At 37.3% G+C, this 21405-nt stretch carries 19 protein-coding genes and 1 tRNA gene; 13 read left to right on the top strand and 7 right to left on the bottom strand.

Annotation, left to right across the window (positions count from 1 at the left end):
- Positions 1-59 precede the first annotated feature (59 nt).
- The 13 genes from BM266_RS07560 to BM266_RS07620 all read left to right on the top strand — a co-directional run bounded on the left by BM266_RS07560 (position 60) and on the right by BM266_RS07620 (position 12721).
- Positions 60-132, top strand: a tRNA-Met gene (locus tag BM266_RS07560).
- A 491-nt stretch (positions 133-623) separates the two neighbouring features.
- A complete protein-coding gene (locus BM266_RS07565) occupies positions 624-2105 on the top strand; it encodes a type I restriction-modification system subunit M (protein WP_093407879.1) in 1482 nt (493 codons plus the stop codon).
- Positions 2105-2851 carry a DUF4145 domain-containing protein gene (locus BM266_RS07570; RefSeq protein ID WP_093407881.1) on the top strand — a complete coding sequence of 249 codons (747 nt, stop codon included), beginning with the start codon at positions 2105-2107 and terminating at the stop codon, positions 2849-2851. Before BM266_RS07565 ends, BM266_RS07570 begins: the two co-directional genes overlap by 1 nt.
- Positions 2851-4317: a type I restriction-modification system subunit M gene (locus BM266_RS07575; protein WP_093407884.1), complete on the top strand. Its 1467-nt coding sequence runs from the start codon at positions 2851-2853 to the stop codon at positions 4315-4317. The genes BM266_RS07570 and BM266_RS07575 overlap by 1 nt, the downstream gene beginning before the upstream one ends.
- Positions 4317-5426, top strand: a complete 1110-nt coding sequence (locus tag BM266_RS17060; RefSeq protein ID WP_175494775.1) for a restriction endonuclease subunit S — start codon at positions 4317-4319, stop codon at positions 5424-5426. The genes BM266_RS07575 and BM266_RS17060 overlap by 1 nt, the downstream gene beginning before the upstream one ends.
- 1 nt (position 5427) lies before the next feature.
- Positions 5428-5793, top strand: a complete 366-nt coding sequence (locus tag BM266_RS07585) for a hypothetical protein (protein WP_093407886.1) — start codon at positions 5428-5430, stop codon at positions 5791-5793.
- 6 nt (positions 5794-5799) lie between these two features.
- Positions 5800-6312 (top strand): hypothetical protein, encoded by a 513-nt coding sequence (locus tag BM266_RS07590; RefSeq protein ID WP_093407889.1) that lies wholly within the window; start codon positions 5800-5802, stop codon positions 6310-6312.
- Positions 6309-7007 (top strand): hypothetical protein, encoded by a 699-nt coding sequence (locus tag BM266_RS07595; RefSeq protein WP_093407891.1) that lies wholly within the window; start codon positions 6309-6311, stop codon positions 7005-7007. The genes BM266_RS07590 and BM266_RS07595 overlap by 4 nt, the downstream gene beginning before the upstream one ends.
- Positions 6995-7624, top strand: a complete 630-nt coding sequence (locus BM266_RS07600) for a hypothetical protein (protein WP_093407893.1) — start codon at positions 6995-6997, stop codon at positions 7622-7624. The genes BM266_RS07595 and BM266_RS07600 overlap by 13 nt, the downstream gene beginning before the upstream one ends.
- An 11-nt stretch (positions 7625-7635) precedes the next feature.
- Positions 7636-8451 carry a GIY-YIG nuclease family protein gene (locus BM266_RS17065; RefSeq protein ID WP_175494776.1) on the top strand — a complete coding sequence of 272 codons (816 nt, stop codon included), beginning with the start codon at positions 7636-7638 and terminating at the stop codon, positions 8449-8451.
- Positions 8452-8547: 96 nt separating this feature from the next.
- Positions 8548-9069 (top strand): hypothetical protein, encoded by a 522-nt coding sequence (locus BM266_RS07610; protein WP_245760404.1) that lies wholly within the window; start codon positions 8548-8550, stop codon positions 9067-9069.
- Positions 9059-9745: a nucleotidyl transferase AbiEii/AbiGii toxin family protein gene (locus tag BM266_RS07615; protein WP_093407898.1), complete on the top strand. Its 687-nt coding sequence runs from the start codon at positions 9059-9061 to the stop codon at positions 9743-9745. The genes BM266_RS07610 and BM266_RS07615 overlap by 11 nt, the downstream gene beginning before the upstream one ends.
- A gap of 3 nt (positions 9746-9748) precedes the next feature.
- Complete coding sequence (locus BM266_RS07620) at positions 9749-12721, top strand: type I restriction endonuclease subunit R (RefSeq protein ID WP_093407900.1); 2973 nt, start codon at positions 9749-9751, stop codon at positions 12719-12721.
- A 78-nt stretch (positions 12722-12799) separates the two neighbouring features.
- On the opposite strand, the gene BM266_RS07625 is transcribed toward BM266_RS07620, so the two are convergent.
- The 7 genes from BM266_RS07625 to BM266_RS07655 form a co-directional block, all read right to left on the bottom strand.
- The gene (locus BM266_RS07625; protein WP_139220606.1) at positions 12800-13165 is read right to left on the bottom strand and encodes a hypothetical protein; all 366 of its coding nucleotides are present in this window, start codon (positions 13163-13165) and stop codon (positions 12800-12802) included.
- Between the two features lie 440 nt (positions 13166-13605).
- Positions 13606-14631: a MobB family relaxase gene (gene mobB, locus BM266_RS07630; protein WP_093407905.1), complete on the bottom strand. Its 1026-nt coding sequence runs from the start codon at positions 14629-14631 to the stop codon at positions 13606-13608.
- Positions 14632-15156 (bottom strand): BfmA/BtgA family mobilization protein, encoded by a 525-nt coding sequence (locus BM266_RS07635; protein ID WP_093407907.1) that lies wholly within the window; start codon positions 15154-15156, stop codon positions 14632-14634.
- 1366 nt (positions 15157-16522) lie between these two features.
- Entirely contained in the window at positions 16523-17260 is a 738-nt protein-coding gene (gene qatD, locus BM266_RS07640; RefSeq protein WP_093407910.1) for a Qat anti-phage system TatD family nuclease QatD, read from the bottom strand.
- A 2-nt stretch (positions 17261-17262) separates the two neighbouring features.
- Entirely contained in the window at positions 17263-18594 is a 1332-nt protein-coding gene (qatC, locus tag BM266_RS07645) for a Qat anti-phage system QueC-like protein QatC (RefSeq protein ID WP_093407912.1), read from the bottom strand.
- Positions 18591-19421, bottom strand: a complete 831-nt coding sequence (gene qatB, locus BM266_RS07650; RefSeq protein ID WP_093407915.1) for a Qat anti-phage system associated protein QatB — start codon at positions 19419-19421, stop codon at positions 18591-18593. Before qatB ends, qatC begins: the two co-directional genes overlap by 4 nt.
- Positions 19422-19424: 3 nt before the next feature.
- On the bottom strand, positions 19425-21263 hold the full coding sequence (locus BM266_RS07655) for a KAP family P-loop NTPase fold protein (RefSeq protein WP_093407917.1): 1839 nt from the start codon (positions 21261-21263) through the stop codon (positions 19425-19427).
- Positions 21264-21405 lie beyond the last annotated feature (142 nt).

Here is a 21405-nt window from a genome sequence, read left to right on the forward strand (position 1 = left end):
TTTTTCTACAAAAAGCTTTGTGAGAACTTAAATTCTGTCTTATATTTGCAGTCCAATATCGCGGGATAGAGCAGTAGGTAGCTCGTCGGGCTCATAACCCGAAGGTCGCTGGTTCGAGTCCAGCTCCCGCTACTAGCAATGACAAGGCTTCACAGAAATGTGGAGCCTTTGTTTTTTACAAGGGGTACAGAATAGGTACAGAATAGCTCCTTATCCATAAGTAAACTTTTAATTGATATTAATTGTTTCTATTTACCTGTAATTCTTATGAATTTAGTTTGATCCGGGATCAAGCGTAGGAATTTGAGCTGCGCGATCGTCGGATTGAAAGATGATTTTTGTAGTATATTTAAGTCTTACGGAGGTTTAAAAAATTGGTCACCGGATTGGTCTCCCTATAACAAAGTTTAATGTTTTGATCATTTAGATTTAAACAGCATAGACCGCCACTTCTTTAATCATATCAACGCTGAATTACTCTGAGAATTATAGGTTTACCAATGCTACAATTTTCTATAGTGTCCTTTTTAACATTCCTCTAAGATTTTCCTATATTTACTGCTGGCTGAAAAACTTCCCTACACTTATTTCAGCTATTCGATTTCAACTAATTGACTTTTCTAATGCAGAAAGAAAAAATCAACCTATCTCAACTTGAACAATATTTATCCAAAGCAGCCTGGATCCTTAAAGGGCCGGTAGATGCTTCAGATTTCAAAGTATATATTTTTCCTTTATTATTCTTTAAAAGAATTTCTGATGTATATGATGAAGAGTATCAAAAAGCTTTAAAAGAATCTGACGGAGACGAGGAATACGCCTCCTTACCAGAATTTCACCGTTTCGAAATCCCTGAAGATTGTCATTGGCGCGATGTACGGGATACCACAAATAACGTTGGTCAGAAAATAGAAGAAGCTTTACGCTGTATTGAGCAGGCCAATCAAAATTACCTGTATGGGATTTTTGGGGATGCGCAGTGGAGCAATAAAAATAAGCTCTCTGATAGATTGCTCATTGACCTGGTGGAGCATTTTTCTCAGTACAAGCTTTCAAACGAGTTAGTGGATCCCGATATGCTGGGCCAGGCTTATGAATACCTAATAAAGCACTTCGCTGATCTTACCAATAAGAAAGCCGGGGAATTCTATACTCCGCGCTCTGTAGTTCATTTACTCGGATTGATACTCGACCCTCATGAAGGGGAAAGCATTTATGACCCGGCCTGCGGAACAGGAGGAATGCTTCTTGAGTGTGTGGATCATCTTAAAGATAACAATGAAGATTACCGGACTTTAAAGCTTTACGGGCAGGAAAAAAATCTTACTTCCAGTTCCATAGCCAGGATGAATATGTTCCTGCATGGAATTGAAGATTTTCAGATTGTAAGAGGGGATACATTAAGGCAACCGGCTTTTTTTGAAGCTGATGGTTTAAAAACTTTCGATTGCGTAATTGCCAACCCTCCTTTTTCCTTAAAAGAATGGGGAGCGGAAAATTGGGCCAATGATCCCTACGGAAGGAATATTGCCGGAGTCCCTCCCAAAGGGAACGGCGATATGGCCTGGGTGCAACATATGATTAAATCGATGAACAGTACCGGCCGGATGACCGTTGTTCTGCCGCATGGAGCTTTATTCAGAAAAAATGCTGAAGGCAAGATTCGCAAAAAACTTATAGAGGAAGATCTTCTGGAAGCAGTTATAGGTCTTGGTCCGAATATATTCTACGGAACTCAACTTTCTGCATGTGTTCTTGTTTTTAAACAGGTGAAAGAGGATGAGAAAAAGAAGAAAGTGCTGTTTATAGATGGTGCCGACCAGGTGCGGGTGGGGAGAGCACAAAACTTCCTGGAGCCGGAACACGTGCAACAAATTTATTCCTGGTTCGGGGATTATAAAGATGTAGAGAATCATGTGAAGGTGGCAGAGCTGGCGGAGATCAAAGAGAATGACTTTAATCTGAATATTCCACTTTATGTGGAGAAAATAATAAAAGACGATCTGCCTTCTGTGGAAGAGGCACTGGCTGATTTAAAACAGGCATGGAATGAAAGTTTAGAAGCAGAAGAAAAGTTTAAAAATATATTGCAAAAATTCATTTAATGCTTAATGAAATAAATAGAAATAGTTGGGTGAATTTTAAATTTACTCCATCAAAAAAACCAAATTGGGTATGTCCTAATTGTGGAGTATGTAGTCTGAGGTTTGAAGATGAATGGTTCAAAAGAAAACCTAATTCCGTGACTGCAAAAGAAAACCCAAAATACTTTAGAAACTTTCCTGAAAAGGCTAAGTATCAGTTTACTGGTTTTTTAAACTGTGAAAATCCTAGTTGTAGAGAAAATGTGGCAGTTGTAGGTATATCCGGGAATTTTCCAGAATTCAGTAAGAGACATACCACTTATTTTATACCTAAATTTTTTTACCCTCCGCTACAAATATTTCCGATATCTGAGAAGTGTCCGAAAGAGCTTGAAGAACATATTCGCCGTTCATTTAGTCACTATTTCAATGATCCTGCAGCAGCTGCAAATGCCTTGAGAACAGCAATTGAATTTATTATAAGTGAGCAAGGAATTGCAAAATTCTGTGAAAAGGGGAAATTGAAAAGTCTCCATTCAAGGCTTGAAGAGTTTGGAAGGGAAAGACCAGAATTAAGCGATTTTTTAATTGCAACGAAATGGGTTGGAAATGCGGGAAGTCATATTGAAGGGGTTGATATAAATAAATTGTTAGATGGCTATGAATTCCTTCAGCATTGTATAAATGAAATATATGATAAGGTTGAACGTGAATCTGAGCTTAGAGCAAAAGCAAAAGAAATTATCAACTCACAAAGAAGGACTTAATGACCCAACAACAACTTGAAAAATATCTCTGGGGGGCGGCTACTACTTTACGTGGTACGATAGATGCCGGAGATTACAAACAATATATTTTTCCACTTCTTTTTTATAAGCGTATCTGTGATGTTTATGATGAAGAATTTGAAAACGCGTTAAAAGAAAGTGCCGGCGACCTGGAATATGCCTCTTTTGAAGAGAATCATAGATTTCAGATACCTAAAGGAGCGCACTGGAATGAGGTGAGGGAAACCACTACGAATGTAGGAATGGCTATTCAGGAAGCTATGCGTGAGATTGAAAAAGCCAATCCCGATACGCTTTACGGAATCTTTGGTGATGCCAGCTGGACAAATAAAAACAGGCTTAGCGATGAAACCCTAACAGACCTCATAGAACACTTTTCCCAGCATAAATTAAACCTGAAGAATGTTCCCGATGATCAACTGGGAAATGCTTATGAATACCTGATCAAGGAGTTTGCTGATGATAGCGGACACACAGCCGCTGAATTCTATACTAATAGAACGGTAGTAAAGCTAATGACGATGATCATGGACCCGCAACCGGGGGAAAGTGTTTATGATCCCACCTGTGGCTCCGGAGGATTGCTTCTAAATTGCGCTTTACACCTCAGAGATGAAGGAAAAGAGTATCGCACCCTAAAATTATATGGCCAGGAAATTAATTTGATTACTTCTGCCATTGCCAGGATGAATATGTTTATGCACGGAATTGAAGAGTTTCAAATAGTGCGGGGAGATACCTTAGCCAGGCCGGCTTTTTTAGAATATGACGAACTAAAAAAGGTTAATGTAATTCTTGCCAATCCACCTTACTCTATAAAATCCTGGGACCGGAAAAGTTTTGATAATGATCCTTATGGCCGTAATCTCTGGGGCACGCCACCACAGGGTTGTGCCGATTATGCTTTCCAACAGCATATTCAAAAAAGTTTAGATTCTGAAAATGGCCGCTCCATTTCACTATGGCCGCACGGAATCTTATTTAGAGATTCTGAAGCGGCTATGCGAAAAAAAATGATTGAAGAAGACCTGGTTGAATGTGTGATAGGTCTCGGACCCAATCTTTTTTATAACTCTCCAATGGAAGCTTGTTTGTTAATTACAAGAACCAAAAAGCCGGAACATAAGAAAGGGCAAATTCTTTTTATTAACGCGGTGAATGAAGTCAAACAGGAGAAAACAATGGGATTTTTAGAACAGGCTCATATTGATAAAATTTTTAATGCCTATTCTAATTTCGGTAATGAAGAAGATTTTGCTGCTTTAGTAAGTAAAGATGAGGTTCTTCATAATGGCGGAAATATGTCTGTTAGCTTGTACGCAAGAGCTAATAAATATGACGCAAATAAAAATAAAAATTTTGAGGAGGTTTATGAGAATTGGGAAAAATCATCCAGTGAATTAAAAGTCTCTATGGATCAACTTTTTGAAACTCTGGAAAATTAATGGAAGCGATATTGGAAAACGAATTAAAGCTTGATAAATCTTCCTGGCAAAAGGTGAGATTTGGAGATGTAGTTAAAGAACCTAAAGAATCGGTAAAAGATCCTGTAGCCTCAGGAATTCAACATGTACTTGGTCTTGAGCATTTAGAACCGGAAGACATACATCTAAGAAATTACGCTACGCTGGAAGAAAGTACAACTTTTACAAAAGCATTTAAAAAAGGAGATGTGCTCTTTGGAAGAAGACGGGCCTATCTAAAGAAAGCTGCACGGGCATCATTTTCCGGAATTTGTTCAGGAGATATTACAGTTTTTAGAGCTAAAGAAAACCTGATGCCTGAATTATTGCCTTTTATAGTCAATAATGAGAAGTTTTTTGATTATGCCGTAAAACATTCTGCCGGCGGTCTTTCTCCTAGGGTAAAGTTTAAAGATCTAGCCAAATATGAATTTCTCCTCCCGCCAAAAGACCAACAGGCGCAACTAGCCGAATTACTGTGGGTGATGGATGAACTGAAAGAAAAAATTAAATTTCTGGAGAACAAACAGAAATTATTTAAGCTAAGTTTTATTAAACAAGAAATCACTTCAAAAGAGGATTCTTCTAATTTTCCATTAAAAACTTTAGGAGAGTTATTTGAGATTAAAACAGGGAAAATGAATGCTCAAGATGCAGAAGAAAATGGTTTATATCCTTTTTTCACTAGGGCTGCTGAAACGCAAAGGATTAATCAATATACCTACGACCAAGAGGCTTTGTTATTACCAGGAGAAGGTCATTACGTTATAAAACATTACAAAGGTAAATTTGATGTTCATCAGCGAACCTACATCTTTACTCAACGAAAAAATTTGAATTTAAATTTAGGTTTGTATAAAGATATAATTCAAGGCAAGGTTGGGGAACTATTACAAAAATCTGTTGGCTCAACAGTTAATTCTTTAAGAAAACCAATTATCGAAAAAATTCAAGTTCCATTCTTACAAGGAAATGTTCAGGATGAAATGTTTGAGAAAATTGATTTAATAAATAAAAATATAAGGAAATCAGAATTGCTCTTAAAAGATTCGGCCCTATTTTCCAAGAATCTGATTAACAAAATATTCTAAGATGAGCGAAAAAAGCCAGATTATTGAGTATCTAAAAAATACTTTTGCCGCAGGTTCAGTGAATAGCAGTAATACCAGTTATTCCAACATCAACAAATCAAAACAGGTTTGGTGGTTTAATGTTTCTGTGCACAAATTTGATGCTCCGGTTAATTTGTTGTTTAAGGAAGATGAGGAGATAATTTGGGTTCAGTTGCCAAAAGATTTTGTTCCTAACCTAGAGTCGAAATTTAAAGTTAGGCAGGATAAAGATGCCGTAGATCTGGAGATTTCAGCAGATAGATCTTATCTATATTTGAAAGATGTAAAGTCAGGCGGGACTTATTTTGATTTTAAGCCTTATGTAAAAGAGAGATTTAAATTTTAAAAAAATATGAATTACACCGGCCCTTATTGCTACACCTTATTTCTTTCTGGAGAAGAAGAGAAGAGAGTTTTATCTAAAAAAGAATCTGATGGAAAACCAACCAATTTTAAGCAACCTCTAACCTTAACCAAAACTCCAAAGATATATATTCTTAAGCATGAGGGTAAAATAGTTTATGTGGGTTATGCCAGTCAATCAATAGGAACAAGACTATCCCAGGGGATTAAAGCAAAAGGGCTCAATGGTTATCACGGCTATAAATGGAAACAGGTTGATGAACTTGAGTTATTGGTTTATGTTTTTGATAAAGAATTAAAGGGAGGTAAACATATAGATGATAAACCATACACTTTAATGGCTGAAGCTGTTGAAGCTGAGTTGGTCTATAAGGTAAGAGAAGAGACAGGGAAGTGGCCGGAGTTTCAGAATGAGATTCATTTTAACAACAATGAACGTGCTTCGGCTAAGAGAATAGCCGGGGAAATTTATGAAAAAACAATACTTGAACTTGCTCTATGATCTACGCTGTAAAACATAATAAGGTTGACCGGAACCAATTTAAATTAAATGAGGATTCCTTAACCTCTTCGGTTTTTGAAAGGTTGAGGTATTTACCTAAGGAAATGTTTCACCATATTCTGGAAAAGGCTTTATATGATACCATTCCGGGACTGGATTTAACCAGCATGGAAAGTGTTGAATACTGGCCAAATTGGAGTGCAGAGGAGACTTCTAATTCCAATCATGTTCAACCGGATGTTTTTATCCGTACCCGGAAGTCGGATATTATCATTGAAACCAAACGCTATGATATTAAACAGCAGGATCCTTTCCAATGGAAGAACCAGGTAATTGCTTATCACACAGAATATGGGGAAGAAAAGGAATTAATATATATAGCTCTGGGTGGACTCAATAGTAATAAGACAGAACCTGTTCTTCATGATTATTATACCACAAAAATTTACAAATGTAAATGGCGAAGAATATTGCATGTGGTAAAAGAAGTTTTATACAGGCTTGAATCTTCTTATGATTTGACATACAATCATACAGCCATTCATAATATTCTGAGTGATATTGTCTTGTCTTTTGGGATGTATGGCTTTTTTACAGGGGAATGGTTAGAAAGATTCATAAAACCAGAGTCTATATCTATTTCAAATTTAAATAGGATGCAGGACATAAATAATATTTCAGAATGGAAAAATTAAATAAACAGGATTTAACGAATTTATTTCAAGATGTACGGTCTTCCTATAGGCTATTAGCTTTATATCAAAAACGGCTACTGGATCTTGTAAATTACATTGGAAATCAGTACAGTCTTGATTTTGAAAGAGGTGGCCCACAATTCTGTAAAGCCGGGGGTAATGGCAAATATTTTAACCTTGATTACTCTGGGTGGAACTATTTGGTGTTATATTTCTATTCCTTCAAATTTTCCCCAATTAGGATAGGTGAAGATGTTTATCGTTTTCGGGTAATTCATCAGGCTGATACCGGATTCTATGATAACGGAGACATGAAACTCTCAAAGCTCGCAATAGATAATTTTAATGAGGTGGATGAATCTGAGACCCGTTTGTTTCTGATTCTATGTAAAAACGATGATTCTTTTCCCCTTAAAGATTTTTTACCTCCACATTTATCGAAAGATTCAAATGGAATTCTAAAGAGTGAAAATGGAGATTGGGTAGGAGTTTCTTATGATATGATGGAATTTATTAATAAAGAAGCCACCGACAAAGTTCTTCGCGATTTTAATGAGGTGATAAAATCAACTTTTAATATTGAAATTCTAAAAGCAAAAGAAGACGTTGTATCCTAAATAATTTAAATATGACCTTACACGCAGCCATAGAACAAGTACTTGCACAGGGAAAAAGAATGATGACCCCGGTAGAAATAGCTGATTCTCTAAATAAGAATAGTTGGTACTCTAAAAAGGATGGTTCTGCGATTAAAAGTAGTCAGATAGGTGCAAGAGTTAAGAATTATCCACATTTATTCAGAAAAGAAGGTTCTCTTATTTCTTTGAAAAGTAATACGGGAACTAAGAAACTTAATATTACGAAGCCTAAAGGAAAAGTCGGTTTAAGTGATGAAAATTTAAAACTTAAACTGACTTTAAAAGTTTTGATGAATGAAAAAAACTTTAAACCGGCCGGTGAGATAGATGGTAATTTACCAGACATACCAGGCTTATATTGTTTACGAATTGCACAGCCTGGAATTCTGCCTGTTTCTTTTTCTTCAGTTTTAAAATCACGCGAGCATAATATTATTTATATAGGAATCGCTTCTAAAAGTTTACGCAAACGGCTTAATCAGGAATTAAGAGCCAAAGGTCACGGTACATTTTTCAGAAGTATAGGGGCGGTATTAGGTTATGTCCCGGAGAAGGGTTCTTTAGTCGGGAAAAGAAATCAGAATAATTACAGGTTTGCAAAAGGGGATGAAAAGAAGATCATAGCCTGGATCAACGAAAATCTTCGGGTAAACTGGGTGCAGTTGGAAGAGGACTTAAGCAGCTTTGAGGCTGTGCTTTTAAATGAACAGCTTCCTTTATTAAATATCGCCGGGAATCCCGGGGCTCTGGAGGAAATAAGGTTACTAAGAAATAAGTGTAAACAGATTGCACGAACTAAAGATTAAATATCGCGTATCGCGATACGCGATAAAAATAAATAAAATGCTGATATTTTGAGTTTTAAATGTTAATATTGCATATCGCGATATGCAATAAACGTTATGAAACCATTAAATACTCAAATGAAACCCCAGGATATCCTATTGCTGTTAAAGCTTATTAGCATTAATGATAACTCCTGGAAACAACAAATAGTAGCTGAGGCTTTAGGGATGAGTCAATCTGAAGTAAGTGAATCGGTAGCCCGATCGAAGTATTCAGGACTTTTAGATCCTAAAGGAAAAAAAGTGATGAAAATGGCTTTTATGGACTTTTTACAATTTGGTTTAAAGTATGTATTTCCACAAAAACCGGGTCCGGTGGTACGTGGAATTCCTACTTCGCATTCAGCTTTGCCATTGAGCGAACAAATAACAAGTAACGAAAACTATGTCTGGCCTTATGCTAAAGGACCTGTAAGAGGTCATAGCATTATCCCTTTATATTCCTCTGTTCCCGAAGCGGCCTTATTTGATGATGCTCTACATGAATTACTCGCCCTGGTTGATGCCCTTCGTGTGGGTAGAGTGAGAGAACGAGAGCTAGCATTAAACGAGCTAAAAAAACGCATAATTGGAAAATAGAACTATAAATATTTCAACAGTAGAAGAAGTTGCTCATGGACTCCAACACTTCAAAGATAAAATGGTTTTTGTAGGTGGGTCGGTAGTTAGTTTATATGCAGATGATCCCGCGGCAGATGAAATCAGACCCACAAAGGATATTGATTTGACCCTAAATGTGATAAATCTTGGTCATTGGCAAAAAATACAGGAAGAATTAGCCGAATTAGGCTTTTATCCAGATCCACAGGGACAATCTATTTGTAGTTATAAGTTTAATAAAATTCCGGTGGATATTATGTCTACCGAAGATAGCCCGTTTGGTCCTTCCAATCCCTGGTATAAGATCGGATTTGAGAATTTATGGACAGCTAAAGCAAATACCGAGGAAATAAAAATCTTATCAGCCCCCTGTTTTCTCGCTACCAAATTTGAAGCATTTAATAATCGTGGCGGAGATTACCGCTGGAGTCACGACCTGGAAGATGTTATCTACGTCATAGATAACCGTACAAGTATTGTCCAGGAAATTAAGAATGATGTGCCGGAAATCCGGGAATTTCTGCGCTCAGAATTTAAGAAGTTTACAGATAATGATATCCTGGAGGAGATTCTTACGGCATATATTCACCCTCTCATGCTAGAAGAGCGGATGCAACTGGTAATTGAAAAAATCAATCAAATAATTGAAGATTAAGATATGGCCTTTAACGAACTCAACAGCGTAGAGCACTACATCCTTCACAAATTAAGTGGAGAAAATCTTAATAATGGTGATGCTGCAGAACCGGAGCAGACTTACGGAAAATGGTGGGAATATAAGTCGGCGAATGAGTTGAAGAGGAACGTCAATGAGATTTTAAATGAAGAGGAGCTGAAAAAGGCCTTAATCAGACTCAACCCTGAAATAAAAGCGCGGCCAGAATTAGCTGATGAAGTTATCTACAAACTTAGAGCTGTACTTATTGCCGTAAATCAAACCGGACTGGTAAAAGCAAACGAGGAATTTTTTAAGTGGTTAAGAGGTGACAAGACTATGCCCTTCGGTGAAAATAACAGGCATGTTCCTGTAAAGCTTATTGAATTTGATAAGGAGAAGCTTCGGGAAAATAAGTATCATATTACCAATCAGTACAGGGTTCACTTTCGGGAAACCAAAATTCCGGATATAGTGCTTTTTATTAATGGAATTCCTGTCGTAATTGGAGAAGCCAAAACTCCTATAAGACCTTCCATAAGCTGGCTGGATGGAGCTAATGAAATTCACAATATTTATGAAAATTCGGTTCCGCAGTTATTTGTGCCGAATATACTATCTTTCGCAACAGAAGGGAAAGAATTATACTATGGTGCTGTAAGAACTCCTCTTGAATTTTGGTCTCCCTGGCGTTTGGAAGATGATGAGGAAAATTTGGCAAAGCGTTTAGGCTTAGGAGAAATAGGGAAGGAGTTAACAGATTTAATGCATCCAGAAAAGTTATTGGATATTCTTCAAAATTTTTCTTTATTTTCTTCTGATAAAAAGAGTAGGAGAATAAAAATAATACCTCGATTTCAGCAGTATGAAGGAGCCAATAAAATTGTTGAAAGGGTAAAAGAGGGTAAGATAAAGAAAGGATTAATCTGGCATTTTCAAGGATCGGGTAAATCCTTGCTAATGATGTTTGCAGCTCAGAAATTAAGAAGAGCTCCGGAACTGAAAAGCCCTACGGTTTTAGTATTAGTAGACCGAACCGATCTGGACTCTCAGATTTCCGGTGATTTTAATGCAGCTGATATCCCAAATGTAGAGACCACTTCCAGTATTCAGGAATTACAGAAATTATTGGAAAGAGATACCCGGAAGATAATTGTATCTATGATCTTCAAATTTCGGGATGCGAAACCCAATATGAATACGAGGGAAAATATTATTGTCCTGGTAGATGAAGCCCACCGGACTCAGGAAGGCGATTTGGGAATGCAAATGCGAGCAGCCTTGCCTAACGCATTTCTTTTTGGTCTAACCGGAACTCCCGTTAATAAAGCAGAAAAAAATACTTTTTGGGCTTTCGGTGCCGAGGAAGATCAGGGAGGTTATTTATCCAGATATACATTTCAGGACTCTCTACGAGATGAAGCTACCAAACCCCTTCATTTTGAACCAAGGTTGGTAGATGTTCATGTGGACAAAGAAACTCTGGATAAAGCTTTTGAGGAATTTAGAGAGAGTGCCGCCTTAAGTGATGAAGAGGCAGATGCAATAAACAGACGCTCAGCTAAAATGGCTATTTTCCTTAAATCCCCGGAACGGATTTCAAAGATCGTTGGTGATATTACCCATCATTTCCGTGAAAAAGTAGAGCCGCATGGTTTTAAAGCCATGATAGTAACTCCAGACAGATATGCTTGTGTACAGTATAAAGAAGAATTAGATAAACACTTTCCGGAAGAAACAAGCGAGGTAGTAATCTCAACCTCGGCTAATGATCCGCAGGAATTCAAGCAGAAATGGGGAATAGATAAAAGCGAGCAGACACGGATAGTCGACAGATTTAAGGATTCTAAATCGGAGTTAAAATTCCTTATTGTAACAGCAAAACTTCTCACCGGTTTTGATGCGCCGGTGCTGCAGACTATGTACCTGGATAAATCTCTCAAGGATCATACCTTGTTACAGGCAATCTGTAGAACAAATAGGGTTTATCCCGGAAAGAATTATGGTAGAATTGTAGATTATTTTGGAGTTTTTGATGACACTGCAAAAGCTTTGGAATTTGATGAAAATACCATAAAGCAAATCATTTCTAATCTATCTGTACTGCGGGAAAAATTACCGGAGGCAATGGCTGCAACCTTAGCCCATTTTGAGGGAGTGGACCGAGATTTAGATGGTTTTGAAGGTCTGGAGGCAGCACAAAATGCCATCAATACCGATGAAAAAAAGGATGAGTTCGCCAAGGATTATAAATATCTATCCAAGATATGGGAATCTCTTTCTCCCGACAGAATTTTGGACCTTTTTGTGAAAGACTATAAATGGCTAACCCAGGTATATGAATCAGTCCGACCAGCTTCAGATAACACAGGTAAGTTATTATGGTTTGCTTTAGGAGCCCAGACTACTAAACTTATTCATGACAATGTTCATGTAGGCGATGTTCATAATTTGGAAGAGTATGTTCTGGATGCCGATGTGATAGAGGACATTTTCAATAACCCGGATCCCAGAAACGCTAAACGTCTTGAGAAAATGCTGATAAAGCGTTTCAAGAAGCATGGGAATGATCCGAAGTTTAAGAAGTTGAGTGATCGTCTGGAAGAATTGCGGGACAGGGCAGAGCAGGGGCTTATTACCTCCATAGAATTTGTGAAAGACCTTTGTAAAATAGCCAAAGAAACAGTCCAGGCAGAAAAAGAAATTGAGGAGATGATCCAGGAAAAAACACCTCAAGCTGCACTAACAGAATTGTTCCTTGAACTTAAAACCAACCAAACTCCGGCAGTGGTTTCAAGAATCGTTGAAGATATAGATTCCATTGTGAGAATTGTACGTTTTCCAGGGTGGCAGGGTTCAGCAGCCGGAGAAAGAGAAGTGCAACAGTCTCTTAGAAAATCACTGCTGAAATATAAACTACATAAAGACCAGGTGCTCTTTGATAGGGCGTATGGGTATATAAAGGAATATTATTAGAATGGGGAGATGATGAACCTTTTATTTTTCTTGCTCTTATACTTTCTTCAAATTTATTTTATAATTGCCCTATCATTTTCAAAACGGCTTCCCATAGTTTTTATTCCTACCAGTATTCAAGTTGTCCCCATTTTGGCCTGGTTGCTTAGACCTTTGATCATGTTTTATTTCATCAGCTTTTAGCATCCAATTTTGCGCACAGGCCTGCCAGTTTGTGATCGGATTTTTACCATTTAATTTCCAACCTATAGATTCGTAAAAATTATAAAACTTTTTAGCCTCCAGAGCACCTCTATTTTCTTTTTTGAAATATTCAATAACTACTTGTTCATTTTTTGGACCTGATTGTTTATAAGAGTTTATTATATGTTTACTATTATCTTTATTAAAAGAGACCATTTTTTGAACAGAAACCTGTTCAGAAACTGAATGAGTCTTGTTCATTTTTTGAACAGAGCACACATCAAATCTGAACATCTCGACGAGTGAACCGATTTGCGGATTATTGGAAGGATGGTATTGCAGGTACCCCCGGTTTTTTAGATCCTTTAGTAATTTATGATAAGTAGTCCTGGAACGTATTTTGGCCAGAGCCATCACCCGTTTACTATTAACCATGATCGTTTTCGGAAAGCGTTTTTGATTCCATACTTCAAAAAAGGCCAGATATAAACTGCGGTGTGAGGACGATATTTTGTCGTCATCAGAGAATTTTCGCAGTGCTGCGTTGAGATGGCGTATGTAGTTGACCTCCCTCACTTTTCTGGATTTTCAGATTGGTACATCCCTTTGGTTTTCCTGGATATTCTTTGATAATTCAATTCCGAATCTTGCTCCGAAAAAATATAAGATAAAATAGATGTTTAAAGGCATAACGGATGATTTTAATAACTGATAGAACTTGCTTTAATTCCGGTTTCGATGATTTTCTTTAGTTGTTTGTAAGCGAACCCCACTTTATTCTGGGGCAGGTGTAATACAGGCAGTTGCAGTCCGGTTTGTCGAATCATTTTAAAAGCAATCTTTTTCTCGCTTATCCCCAGGTTTCTTAAGGACAGAAAATATTGTTTTGGATCCTTACTCAACGTCTTTCTGGCGGTATAGCTTTCCACATAATTTCTGTTATACTGAAACATCTTGTCAAAAGCTTTTTCAGAATTCTGAAAAAACCGATCCCGCTCAAACCCCCGCTTTACGATTTTGCCATGCATCTTCACTTCAGAAGCTTTGTATTTGCTGCCTGGGGAAAGGCTGTAAGTATTTGAAGCATCTTTCCTGCTTACAATGATATGGATATGGCTTTGCAGGCCCTCTTTTTTCATTCCCGGTTCCACCACCTTTCCTCGAATTTTATAGGGAGCATCTCGGACCAGTTTTTGAATATCATTTTTAAGTTGCCGGGTATTTCCGGATATGTCACCACGTTCTACCTTACTAAGTTCATTTTTCAATTTGGCAATCTGCTTACTGTAGGGGTTATTTTCCCGAATAGCAACATCATAACTTTTATAGGCTCGCTCTTGTTCAATTTTGGCGTAATATTTAATGTCATCAACATTGATGGGCCTCCCTTGAATCTCTCGGTTAAAGGAATTGGCATACTCCTTCATAGCATTACGGACAAAAGCCCGGAGTTTTTCAGGATTATTATGAATATGTTTTAATTCGTACTGGCTGGGGTTTATGGTAATAGAATAATATTTGGGTTCTTTGAGTTTTAACTTTGCTGTATTCCCATCGATCTCTTTAATTACCTCATACGGGCGTATTTTATCCTCATATTGATTAAAAAAATATTCCTTTTCCGACGGGCTTTTTCCCTGATTTTCTTTTTCCAGATATGTCACAAAATCCCCTGCGCTTTGTGAAAAAGCGCCACCTAATTTTTGAGGAGAGATGGTGATATACATTTAGGTCTTATGTTTTATGGCTATTTTAATTCGTTCTAACTCTGACCGAGGGATATTTAACTTTAGATAATCCGCCCCAAAGGTGTTACCCTTTATTTCCACATGTTGTAGCAGGTACTCCAGATCTTTATTTGTTGCTTCTACTAAATCCTGAAGTCGAGTGATTTCTAATTTCAATTGTTCCAGGCTTTTTTCTTTGGAGGTGGAAATTTTTTCCTTTTTGCCAACTTCCACTTTTGGAACCGAACGCCCTTCCATAAGTAACTCCAGCATTAACAAACCTGGTTTGGTCTGGGTCTTTTCAATATTTTTAAGGATTGCTATAACCGCATCGATCCGTTTTTTAATAAGCTGTTCCAGGCTTACTTTTGAAGGCACTAAGGTTTCAAAAGGGGAGAGGTTATTTTTCTCAAAAAAGTCCAGAATCAGGTCTAAAGTTTCGGACTGGTTGCTATTGTTCTTTTTCGAAAACTCCCGGAACCTCTTTGCCGTATTTGCTTTTAATTGCAGCCTTGATTTTGACATAATGGATACTATTTTAATACTTGCTGGCTATAGCCATCATTGATTTTACAGAGCCTTCCAGTGGGGTATATCCACTAGGATGGATATATTTCTAGTTTTAATAATTAATAAGCCCAATAAAATCAACGTTTTACGAATGAAGAAATCGAATAACACCGTGAAACGTGTTACCCTCTTGCTATTCGATTTCGTCCCGCAGGCGGGACAAAATTTTCATACATTTTGGTTTGCACCAACTGCATTTCTTTAAGGGAATTAAAAAAATCCCTTTAAAATTTTAAATGGGTGTAATTATTCAGCGAAAGTCAAATCAGTGGGATCTCTATTTTAAGAATCGACAGAAGATCACCACTTAAAGTTACTAATTATAACAATTCAAATAAAATTTATTATTCAATTAATTTGATATCTATTAGCCTGATTTGGTATAAAAACCCTCACTTTTTTAAAAATGAAAAAAATTCGACGGCAGATTTTTAATTTTAGATGCCAAGAACCCGTTAAAAATTCCCATCGTTAACCTAAAAAATCCGACCCAAATTTGTACTACCTAACTCATTCATTGAACTTGTTTTAAAATGATTTACTTATTATATCCAGAGCATTTTCCTTTTTTTGTTTTTTAACCCCAGACTCGTTTTAACTTTTTAGGTTTTGGATTGATTCTACCTATTCCTTGCTGATTTACTTCCTATAGAGCCGTCACATTACCTTTTTTGATGCTTTTATTTTACAACATCCTGGCTTGGTAAAGCGTATAAAAAGAGAAGGCAGAGCCAGAACGGCTTTATGCCGCTGTCCAAGAAAGGATGTTGTTCTTTCGCGTCTTAAAAGGGGAGGGCTGTGAGGATGAAGCTTAAATAGGATTAGGAAAAACCACTATTTTCTTCGAAAAGATAAGCTTCGATTTGAAATTCAATCAGACGGACTTCATTGAAAAAATTTCGAGCGGGAGTGAAGCGATCCGATTTTTCATCGGGTTAGCGGAATGGAAGTCGAAATTTTTTCGATGGTGTCCAAGACCTTTTTAGAGAAGCGCTTTTCCCGAAATGAAGCTTTTGCGTAATGTAGTGGGAATGGGCTGAACGGGTTTTTATAAAATATTGCTCGTAAAAACCACCATCATAGTGTGTCGTTAGGATTTTTAATTTCAAGATATGTCGGTAAAACAACAAGGAATTAGATTAATCTAGAAGTGTCGATACCATATGTACATCACTCAGAAACAATTGGCTGATTTGGCAGTGGAAGTTATCGGAATTAATATGCTCTTCAGATTGATTTCCTAGCTAATTTCAGTAGGGATAGATAAAAGGAGTAGGCCTCATACCAACAGTGATGCTACTCAATATTTTCGGAATATGGATTATTTTATAGTTTCTATAAGCCTCTTAAAATTTTTATTTAGATAGATAAACATTTCATTCGGAGCAAAATCTTTTAAACTAGCAAGTTCGGATACCATTTCTTGAAATAAAATGGAATGATATTTCTGATTCGGGGATAATGTAAAGGGGGCATCAGATTCTAGCAATATACGATCCACAGGTAGCTTTTGAAGGATTTTTCTGCCATTCTGTGAGTTTAGCATTCGCTTATTAACAGAAAAGTAATAGCCATAGTTAAGGGCAGTGTCTAATAATTTTAATGGTCCCGAATACCAATGGAGAATTATCTTTCCTGGAAAATTAGGCCCGATAATTTGAAGTACTTCTTTTTCAGCCTTGCGGCTGTGAATCGTGATAATTTTATCCCCGGAAGTTCTACAAGATTCAATTATCTTCTTAAAAACAACTAGTTGCTTATGAAAATCGGCAGTGGTTTTTTGATAATTATCCAAACCAACCTCACCAATATAACGTGTTTGAGGAAGGAGGTCAAGATATTTCGGTAATTCCTGGTACCGTTCTGCAACCAGTTCAGGATGGAATCCCAATGCAGCCCGGAGATATTTAGTGTCCAGACTGAGACGTTTGGAATAGAAAAATACGCTCGGACTGTTGGTCACAGCAATAGTATAGCATTTATTACTCTCGATTTGCTGAACTACAGCCTCAGGATCTTTCATAAGGTCCAGGTGAAAATGCGTATCGTGGAAATGCATAATTATGGATATAGAAAATCTGCTACCTCTTCCATGCCTCTTTTATATATACCGACATAATCTGATAATTCGTACTTCCCCGGAAATGAAAGGGGGCCGGAGTTCATAATTTCAAAGGTAAGAGATTTCTCAGAGATACTTTTTATTCGTTCCAATGCTAGTTGAAAAGCCCGTAGATCTTCACCGGACTGGGATTTTAAAGAAGTGGGATTACTAATAATATTATGAACATATACAGTACCCTTTAAACTTGCTTTTTTTTCAGCAGCCTGTCTTATGATGCAAGGCACGCAATACCCACAGTGAACCCCTGATTTTCCTCCCTTTCTCCATCTGTTTTGATCTGGATGAGAACAGGAAAGCGTATCCTTGTTTAATTCTCGCAATAGTTCCAGATTTTTAGAGTTTAGCGCCATTTCCCCTTTAGTAGCAGTTTGATAGGGATTATATAAGTTATTCTTAATTCCCAAGTGACCGAAGATACTTTGAAGTTCATAGATATAGTAAGGATGAGTAGTGCGGGTGCTATGACTACTTAGCCGTGTACCTGTTAGAGGGACATTTAATGATATCAGTCCGTTTTCCGGGATAATAAAATCTATTTTTTCGTCCAGGCTGTTGGCAATGGTCAGACCTAGGGCAACGAAAAGAAATGAGCGCATTCTACTGCTAATATCTGCAGAAGGCGCATTTTTCTTAACCGGTTGAACCCAGAATCGAAATGTCTCAAACGCTTCATCCCCATATTTTTTTCTTAAAGCTCCAAACAATGTTTGCTGGGCTGTTCCTTCAGAACCTCGTTTATGATGACTTACAAAAGCCATACGATTTCCCTGCTCAAGATAATCGATAGCCCCTATAAAAGAATCCATTCCTCCGGAAAAAAGCGCTACTTTATCGATTTTTGAGGCCTGTTTTTCTTCTGGAATTTTTAATTGCTTTTCTTCTTTTATTAATTCTCTAAAATGCAAGATCCACCTATCCCCACTAAGAAAAGATAAGGTATTTTCAAGTTCTTCCTTGATTTCCTGCCAAAGTTCAGGTTTTGCAACTGGTACATAGATTTCAAAATAACGACTCCATCCCTGGAAACCAAAAGCCTTTCTGGAATATACCTGATCTATAACATATAGACCGATAGCAAAGTGAAGCAGATCATATGTTTCTTCCGACGGAGTGATAGCGCGCTTTTTTAAGATTTCAAATACATTGGTTGTCACCAAGGTATCTGATAATCCCCGATCACTGGTATAGATAGTTAAAACATCCTTGCCTTGATTCAAAATGAAATTATCCTGTCTATGTTGCTTAAAAATTACTTTTATTCTTTTCATTCTTCTAAGGTTGTGTAAGCCAGTTCAAAAATTTCTAAGACCAGATCTCGACCGGATTCTTGTGCTAGATCAAAATCTTTGAGATTAGCCTTCTCTATTCCCACTTTTACTTCCTGTCTTATTAGATCTTTCATTTGGTGCTCTAACTCAATAGCTTTATTTTCTGAAAGCTTATTTTTTTCCAGGGCCATACCAGCTTCATATACCCATTTTTTGAATATGTAGGCACTTACATATTCTATCACTACCTCTTTAATAAGAGCTTCATCCAGGGTGTCTAAAGTAGCCAGATCCTGGCCATCTTCCTCCAGTCGCCCATAGAGTTTTTCGGTGGCTATTAATACCGCCGCCCGAGCAATCGCTTCATCATTTGTAGAACCTACCGGTGCAATTTTATCTGCAATAATAGCTAGTACTTCTTCACTGGACTTGCCAATTTGACTTGTCAGTCCTAATTGAGAGAGTGTTTCTGATAATCCCTGGGACCCTAGATTATTTAAAAAACTAATGTATCCTCTTCCGGTTCTTATCCCTGCTGCCGAGGAAGTAGTTGCCTTTTTTACGCCTCCTGTTTTACGAATATAACTGCGTATAGCTGTTTTAAAAGTAGGCTTCGATGGCTTGCTTACATATTTTGTAAAGTTTGATTTTACGGCTTGAAAGTCAGCCGTGGATTCATAAGTTGGCCGATCTTGAGCCTCTTCTTCATTCTTATCATCCTGTGGGTCCTGCTGTTCGTCTTCTTCTGGAGGTGATGCCGGTGGAGTCCAATCAGGTAAAAGCGGGGAGGATCCGGGGATTCCGGAACCCGATTTAGATGTTCCCATAATTTATGATTTTGTCAATTTTTTCTTTGCTATGGATGCAAGTGGTTTATTTGAAACGGACTTACTCCATCCAGTGATCAATTCTTTTACCTTCTCCTTATGACTCCCAGTTTTACTGATTTCAATCACCTGAGTTACTGCTACTAACGGAATCCGTGAATCCGGCTGATCTTCTAACATCGAGAGTAGCTGAGAATTTAATTCAGTACGGATCTTACAGAAATCAAACAGTATTTTAAGAGGAGAACCTTCTCCACTTACCTCTTCAGTTTGAAGAAATTTTTCCTTTAGAGATTCAAATACCGTCGCCGCATCACCTTGACTAATATTTTTCGAGGCCTGAAGGGCCGTTCCGCGTATAGTTTCAGATCGGTGTATCAATTTTCTGAAAATTTCCTGAGCATCAGAACTCATCCTTCGAATATTAGTACCCATAATTGACAGTTTGTCCCTGGAGACATAAAAATAGGGTTGAAGATCCACGTCAGCTAAAGAAGGTTTAGAAGCTAACCAATTTTTAATCCAGGGGTCCTCCATTAAATCCAGGTACATTGAAGAAATGTTTTCTTTTTCATCTAAACCATTTGAATCATTTTCTGATAAATCTTCCAGCGCTTTCATCCCTGGGATCACGCCTTTATTACGTGCCTGTTCTTCATAAAAATCTTTAAAGGTTTCTCCCTTGAAATATTCCATTAACATCAATTTGGCCAGGATACGTTTCTCAAACTTTTCCCGGGTACCGGAGATCATTTTAGATCGCAACAATAAAGTATTTAAAAATCGTTTCGTTTGTCGGGGATTCCCATTGAGACCTGTTGTCAGTACCGGAATAAGTTGTTCCGAAAGTAGTAGCGCTTCTTTCAAAGCGTCGGGGACTTCTTTTATAAAATCATTTGCATTATTAAAGTTAAAAGAAAAGCCTAACTGATCTTCATTTTTCTTTCGTAAAATGGTTTTTCTTACAGGTTCAAACTCTTTTTTTTCCAGATATAACTGGCAGAACAACAGGTTCACATAGATACTCAATTCCAATTCACTTAAAGGTGGGATACGGATGGGATATTGGATCATTTTCTCCAGATAATCACGGCCCACTTCACTATTATCCCCTGGGATTTCAGGGAATCTTCTGCGGACCGCATATTTAATAAGACGTTCATCTGCACCGATTACAAAAGCTGTTTTCTTGGTGAATAAAAATAGCTTAATAGCCTCTAAAGTCCCAATTATGGTTTCGTGGGTACAACGATCCAAGTCATCGATAAATACGATTATCTTCTTTATTTTAGTCTCCGCCACAAGATCTTCAAAATTCTGATGAAAATTCTGAATATTGTTTCTCATAAGTTCATCCGGATTCTCGTTGTCTTCCTTCAGATAATTTTTATAATCAAAATCTTTTCCTTCATTCATCATATTTGAAAGGGTAATTCCTGCAATACCTGCTGGGCCTGTAGCCATACCGGCACCATATTTAATTACCGAACCAGTTAGTTTAAGAAGATCAACTTTTCGTAGTAAACCAGCCGCTAATGTTTTAGCTTTTTCACTAAGCTTTCTCCCTTTAATTACCTCATCCAGTATCCTGCCTAATAATACCGTTTTCGTATCCTCATACCCTTCAAAGAGCCATCCATTAAATTTTATTACTAGTATATCCTTCTCATTTTCATAGGTTGTCTCGATCATATTCATTAAACTAGATTTTCCTCCACCCCAATCTCCATATATTCCAATACTACAAGGTAATAGTTGATCGTTATCAATAATGGTTTTTGAAGCATCAATGAGATGCTTAAAATCTATAAAGTCTGAATGAGTTTCATTATCACTCCACATATGTATTTAATCATTTATGAGTTTCTAACGTTTAAATGTATAGAATTTAAAATGTTTGAATGAATGATGCATGTAAAATGACACCTCTTTCCTTGAAAAAGGGGATTTTCCCCCTTAATTTAATATATATTCTAAAAAGAGT

This window comes from Salegentibacter flavus (assembly GCF_900115145.1).
Taxonomy (GTDB): Bacteria; Bacteroidota; Bacteroidia; order Flavobacteriales; family Flavobacteriaceae; genus Salegentibacter; species Salegentibacter flavus.

Excerpts from the sequence above, each read along its gene's own strand:
- BM266_RS07600 (WP_093407893.1), top strand. The coding sequence starts at position 6,995 with ATGGAAAAATTAAATAAACAGGATTTAACGAATTTATTTCAAGATGTA.
- qatC (WP_093407912.1), bottom strand. The coding sequence starts at position 18,594 with ATGAAAAGAATAAAAGTAATTTTTAAGCAACATAGACAGGATAATTTC.
- BM266_RS07625 (WP_139220606.1), bottom strand. The coding sequence starts at position 13,165 with ATGAACAAGACTCATTCAGTTTCTGAACAGGTTTCTGTTCAAAAAATG.
- qatD (WP_093407910.1), bottom strand. The coding sequence starts at position 17,260 with ATGCATTTCCACGATACGCATTTTCACCTGGACCTTATGAAAGATCCT.
- BM266_RS07585 (WP_093407886.1), top strand. The coding sequence starts at position 5,428 with ATGAGCGAAAAAAGCCAGATTATTGAGTATCTAAAAAATACTTTTGCC.
- BM266_RS07610 (WP_245760404.1), top strand. The coding sequence starts at position 8,548 with ATGAAACCATTAAATACTCAAATGAAACCCCAGGATATCCTATTGCTG.
- BM266_RS07635 (WP_093407907.1), bottom strand. The coding sequence starts at position 15,156 with ATGTCAAAATCAAGGCTGCAATTAAAAGCAAATACGGCAAAGAGGTTC.
- BM266_RS07590 (WP_093407889.1), top strand. The coding sequence starts at position 5,800 with ATGAATTACACCGGCCCTTATTGCTACACCTTATTTCTTTCTGGAGAA.
- BM266_RS07595 (WP_093407891.1), top strand. The coding sequence starts at position 6,309 with ATGATCTACGCTGTAAAACATAATAAGGTTGACCGGAACCAATTTAAA.
- BM266_RS07620 (WP_093407900.1), top strand. The coding sequence starts at position 9,749 with ATGGCCTTTAACGAACTCAACAGCGTAGAGCACTACATCCTTCACAAA.
- BM266_RS07575 (WP_093407884.1), top strand. The coding sequence starts at position 2,851 with ATGACCCAACAACAACTTGAAAAATATCTCTGGGGGGCGGCTACTACT.
- BM266_RS07570 (WP_093407881.1), top strand. The coding sequence starts at position 2,105 with ATGCTTAATGAAATAAATAGAAATAGTTGGGTGAATTTTAAATTTACT.
- BM266_RS17065 (WP_175494776.1), top strand. The coding sequence starts at position 7,636 with ATGACCTTACACGCAGCCATAGAACAAGTACTTGCACAGGGAAAAAGA.
- BM266_RS07655 (WP_093407917.1), bottom strand. The coding sequence starts at position 21,263 with ATGTGGAGTGATAATGAAACTCATTCAGACTTTATAGATTTTAAGCAT.
- mobB (WP_093407905.1), bottom strand. The coding sequence starts at position 14,631 with ATGTATATCACCATCTCTCCTCAAAAATTAGGTGGCGCTTTTTCACAA.
- BM266_RS17060 (WP_175494775.1), top strand. The coding sequence starts at position 4,317 with ATGGAAGCGATATTGGAAAACGAATTAAAGCTTGATAAATCTTCCTGG.
- BM266_RS07565 (WP_093407879.1), top strand. The coding sequence starts at position 624 with ATGCAGAAAGAAAAAATCAACCTATCTCAACTTGAACAATATTTATCC.
- qatB (WP_093407915.1), bottom strand. The coding sequence starts at position 19,421 with ATGGGAACATCTAAATCGGGTTCCGGAATCCCCGGATCCTCCCCGCTT.